General features: G+C 46.2%; 1 protein-coding gene. It reads right to left on the bottom strand.

What is annotated here, in order from left to right:
* Positions 1–33 precede the first annotated feature (33 nt).
* Positions 34–236: hypothetical protein (locus SB822_RS60955; protein WP_410859635.1), on the bottom strand; the 203-nt coding region annotated here is incomplete at its 5' end.

Consider the following 236-nt stretch of genomic DNA (forward strand, 5'->3'; position numbering starts at 1 on the left):
TCCATATCCAGCAGCGGATCGCCTGATGAATAGTCATCTGACCGTCGCTTCCGATGTCGGACAACCAACACTCCGATCAGTTGCATCCATCCAATTCAGATTATGTTTTTCAACTTCTGTTTGCCTTGGGTTGAAATGCTTTTGACGCGTGAAATTCGATGGATCCGTTAGTCCATACTTCCAGACGGTGGTTTTTTTGCCAAATGGCCAGAAAACGTAAATGGCGCAGCTTCTAC

The sequence above is a fragment of the Paraburkholderia sp. SIMBA_054 genome, assembly GCF_046534875.1.
GTDB lineage: Bacteria > Pseudomonadota > Gammaproteobacteria > Burkholderiales > Burkholderiaceae > Paraburkholderia > Paraburkholderia hospita.